This window comes from Oscillibacter sp. CU971, from assembly GCF_905219725.1.
Classification (GTDB): Bacteria; Bacillota; Clostridia; order Oscillospirales; family Oscillospiraceae; genus Oscillibacter.
Map to the genome: position 1 here is coordinate 1 of NZ_CAJMXG010000248.1, position 3,903 is coordinate 3,903.

General features: G+C 64.7%; 7 protein-coding genes. 6 read left to right on the top strand and 1 reads right to left on the bottom strand.

Annotated features, from left to right (window positions below; translation table 11 throughout):
- Nucleotides 1–475, bottom strand: a 475-nt coding sequence (locus tag JX325_RS13395; protein ID WP_204791601.1) for a hypothetical protein, incomplete at its 3' end; no start/stop codon positions are given.
- 169 nt (nt 476–644) lie between these two features.
- On the opposite strand from JX325_RS13395, the gene JX325_RS13400 reads away from it, so the two are divergent.
- The 6 genes from JX325_RS13400 (at nt 645) to rpmA (ending at nt 3,712) form a co-directional block, all read left to right on the top strand.
- Nucleotides 645–932 carry a YerC/YecD family TrpR-related protein gene (locus tag JX325_RS13400; protein ID WP_204791607.1) on the top strand — a complete coding sequence of 96 codons (288 nt, stop codon included), beginning with the start codon at nt 645–647 and terminating at the stop codon, nt 930–932.
- Entirely contained in the window at nt 929–1,666 is a 738-nt protein-coding gene (locus JX325_RS13405) for a class I SAM-dependent methyltransferase (protein WP_204791602.1), read from the top strand. The genes JX325_RS13400 and JX325_RS13405 overlap by 4 nt, the downstream gene beginning before the upstream one ends.
- A gap of 17 nt (nt 1,667–1,683) precedes the next feature.
- Nucleotides 1,684–2,562, top strand: a complete 879-nt coding sequence (gene hslO, locus JX325_RS13410) for an Hsp33 family molecular chaperone HslO (protein WP_204791603.1) — start codon at nt 1,684–1,686, stop codon at nt 2,560–2,562.
- A 175-nt stretch (nt 2,563–2,737) separates the two neighbouring features.
- Nucleotides 2,738–3,049, top strand: coding sequence for a 50S ribosomal protein L21 (gene rplU, locus JX325_RS13415; RefSeq protein ID WP_204791604.1), 312 nt, complete (start codon nt 2,738–2,740; stop codon nt 3,047–3,049).
- 2 nt (nt 3,050–3,051) lie between these two features.
- Nucleotides 3,052–3,429: a ribosomal-processing cysteine protease Prp gene (locus JX325_RS13420; RefSeq protein ID WP_204791605.1), complete on the top strand. Its 378-nt coding sequence runs from the start codon at nt 3,052–3,054 to the stop codon at nt 3,427–3,429.
- 1 nt (nt 3,430) lies between these two features.
- The gene (gene rpmA, locus JX325_RS13425) at nt 3,431–3,712 is read left to right on the top strand and encodes a 50S ribosomal protein L27 (protein WP_204791606.1); all 282 of its coding nucleotides are present in this window, start codon (nt 3,431–3,433) and stop codon (nt 3,710–3,712) included.
- Nucleotides 3,713–3,903: the final 191 nt, after the last annotated feature.

Sequence of the window (3,903 nt, forward strand, 5' to 3'; positions counted from 1 at the left end):
GTCGGATCTCCTCCTCCGCGTGGCGGAGAATCCGCTTTTTCCAGGCCGCCCCGGCGGGAAAGAAGTCCTTCAGCGGCACCGGGTATCCCGCCGCCAAATCCCAGGTGTCCCCCCGCCGGGTCACCAGGGCCGGGCCGGGGCCCAGGGTCTCCCGGGTCTGGGTGCAGACGCTCCAAAGGCCCCCCTCGTTATAGGTCACCCGGTAGGAAAGCTCCGCCCGGAAGGCGGGCAGGGGGCGGCTGGCCTCCAGGGCCGCGCGGTACTCCGCCGCTGCCTGGGGCAGGAGGCATTTCTCGCAGTAGCGCAGAAAGGCGCGGCATTGCAGCCGGTAAAAGCGCTTGATTCGCCGGGCCGTCCGGTCCTTCCCCTCCGGCTCCGGCACCTGGGCCAGGGCCGACAGCACCGGCACCCCCTCCACCGTCCACTCCCGCTCCGCCGCGAAGGGCTCCGTTTTCAGGGCCAGACGCTCTCCCACAGCCACCGCTCCTCTCCCCGTATTTCTCCAGCCTATGCGCCGGAGGGGGAGGCGGTGACAAGGGCGGGCGTTTTTCCCGAAAATTTCCTCCAAAGCCCCCTTTACTTTCACGCTCTGAAAGGTTAAAATAGGAGTGCTGAAAACAAAGACAGGAGGTCTCAGTGTGAAGATCGGCAAGAAAGAAAAAAGCGGCCAGCTCTATAGGGCCATTTTGCAGCTCCGGGACGAGGAGGAGTGCTATCAGTTTTTTCAGGACCTTTGCACCGTGGCGGAGCTCAGGAGCATGGAGCAGCGNTTCGAGGTGGCCTCCCTGCTGGACGANNGCATGATCTATAACGAGATTTTAGAGCGCACCGGCGCGTCCAGCGCCACCATCAGCCGGGTGAACCGCTCGCTGAACTACGGCACCGGGGCCTATGCCCAGCTCTTCGCCCGGATGAAGGACAAACCGTCATGAGCGCCTATGACGCCCTGGCCGCCAGCTACGACGGCCTCATGGCCGACGGGTCCTACCGCCGCCGGGCGGCGTTTCTTGCGCGGCGGCTCCGCAAAAGCCCCATCCCCGTGGAGACGGTGCTGGACCTTGGGTGCGGCACAGGGACCATCGCGTGCCNTCTGGCGAAGAAGGGCTATCAGGTCCTCGCCGCCGACGGGTCCGAGGAGATGCTGACCCAGGCGGCGGCAAAAGCGGCGGGCCTGGAGCGCCCGCCCCTGTTCCTCCACCAGGCCATGCCCAGGCTCCGCCTGGCCCAGCCGGCGGACGCGGTGGTCTCCACTTTGGATTCCCTGAACTACCTGACGGCGGAGCGGGATTTGAAGGAGACTTTCCGCCATGTCCGCCGCTGGCTCAAGCCGGGGGGCCTGTTCCTCTTCGACGTGAACACCCCCTACAAGCTCCGGCGGATGGACGGGCAGCTCTACATGGACGAGACGGAGGGGAGCTTCTGCGTCTGGCGGACCTTCTTCTCCGAGAAAAAGCAGATCTGCACCTATCAGGTGGACCTGTTCCGCCTCCGCCCCGGCGGGGCCTGGGACCGCTCCTTCGAGGAGCACCGGGAGCGGGCCTGGAGCGAGGCGTTTTTGCGGGAAGCCCTGGGCGAGGCGGGCTTTTCCTCCGTCCATCTGACGGGGGACCTGACGGACAAGCCCCCGCGGCTCAACGAGGACCGCTGGCAATTTCAATGCTGCTGAAGCAAGGAGTTTGAACCATGAGCGACCAATTGATCCGGGCCATCTCCCAGGACGGCCTGATAAAAGTCTCTGCCGTGTCCACACGGGACCTGACGGAGCGGNCCCGGCAGATTCACAAGACNCTGCCGGNGGCCACGGCGGCCCTGGGCCGCCTTCTGGCGGGGGCCTCCATGATGGGCAGCGCCCTAAAAGAGGAGGCCGCCAGCCTCACCCTGCAAATCAAGGGCGGCNGTCCCTTNGGGACCCTGCTGGCGGTGTCGGACCACGAGGGCAATGTCCGGGGCACGGTGGAAAACCCCGCCGTGGACATCCCCCTGCGGGAGGACGGGAAGCTGGACGTGGGAACCGCCGTAGGAAACCAAGGGACTTTGACGGTAATTCGGGACCTGCGGNNGAAGGAGCCCTATGTGGGCAGCGTGGGCCTTCTCTGGGGGGAGATTGCCGAGGACATCGCCCTCTACTTCGTGGAGTCCGAGCAGATTCCCACGGCCTGCGGCCTGGGGGTGCTGGTGGATCGGGACCAGAGCGTCCTGTCCGCCGGAGGGTATCTGGTCCAGCTCCTCCCCGGCGCGGGCGAGGAGACGGCGGAGCGGCTAGAGGCCTCCCTCCGGGCCGCCGGGCCGGTGACGGAGCTTTTAAAGGCCGACCCGGACCCGGAGGCCCTGCTCCGCGCGGCCCTGCCGGGCCTTGCGCTGGAGGTGCTGGAGAAGCGGCCCATCGCGTACCGCTGCGATTGCAGCCGGGAGCGGATGGAGCGGGCCCTCATCAGCCTGGGACGGGAGGAGCTGCGGGCCATGATCGACGAGCAGGGGAGCGCGGAGCTGACCTGCCGCTTCTGCGACAACGTGCAGCGCTTCTCCCGGGAGGAGCTGGAGGCTTTGCTGGCGTCCTGCTGAGAGGACGCCCGATAAGATTCCGAAGCCCGNCCGGTTTTCCAAAAAATCGCCNAACCCCATTGACAAGCCAAAATTCTGCTGATATACTAGGGAAGCCGCTTTGAATGGGCCTGAATAAGTGCGCGCAGACGCCGCCCCCGACAGCGAGCCCGTAAATGAAGGAGTTGAAACAAGCATGAACGCAATCATCGTGACCGGCGGAAAGCAGTACAAGGTGGCCGAGGGCGACGTGGTCTACATCGAAAAGCTGCCCCAGGAGGCCGGCGACGCCGTGAAGTTCGANCANGTCCTGGCCGTCANCGACGGGGACAAGGCCACCTTCGGCGCTCCCACCGTGGCCGGCGCTTCTGTAGAAGCCACGGTCGTGANAAATGGNAAGGGCANGNANATCCGCATNTTCAAGTNCAATCCCAAGAAGGGCTACCGCAAGCGTCAGGGCCATCGCCAGCCCTATACCAAGGTCGAGATCGGCAAGATCTCCGTCTGAGCATGACCAGCGTCACCTTCCACACGGAAGCGGGCCGGATCACCGGCTTTGAGGCCAAGGGCCACAGCGGCTGGGCCGAGGCGGGGGAAGACCTCCTCTGCGCGTCCATCACCGCCGCCGTCACATTGGTGGAGGCCACNGTCAACGACGTTTTGGGCCTTGCCGCCGCGGTGCGGATTGACGAGGACAAGGCGCTGATTTCCCTGCGCCTTCCCGGAGCCTTAGGCCCCACGGCGGAGAGCACCTGCCAGACCCTTCTGACGGGGCTGATGGTCTATTTCACCATGCTCCACGACGANTACCCGGACAACATTGAGGTTTTGGAAGCGGACTGCGGTCCCNTTCCCCATCTAAAATCTTNCAGAAAGGATGGTCCCTGACATGATTCGCATTGGTTTACAGTTCTTCGCCCACAAGAAGGGCGGCGGCTCCACCAAGAACGGCCGCGACTCCAAGGCCAAGCGCCTGGGCCCCAAGCGGGCGGACGGCCAGTTCGTCCTGGCGGGCAACATTCTCGTCCGCCAGCGCGGCACCCACATTCACCCCGGCGTGAACGTGGGCCGCGGCAGCGACGATACCCTGTTTGCCACCGCCAGCGGCACGGTCCGCTTCGAGCGGCTGGGCAAGGATCGCAAGCAGGTCTCTGTCTACGAGGCTGAGTGAGCGTTGAAAGGGCCTGGACATCCTGTCCGGGTCCTTTTTCTCCCCCTTCCGGGGGAGGGGGATTTTTCCGGCCCTGACGGGCGGGGGGNTTCAGCCATGAAGATGGCTGGTCCTTTGCACCCCCCATTTTCTCTTTTTCTTCCAGAAGAAAAAGAGAAAACGGGCCGTGCACGGTCCAAAAGAGAAAAAGA

What these genes read in the sequence shown, in the direction of transcription:
- rpmA (WP_204791606.1), top strand. Translation starts at nt 3,431, where the DNA reads ATGATTCGCATTGGTTTACAGTTCTTCGCCCACAAGAAGGGCGGCGGC.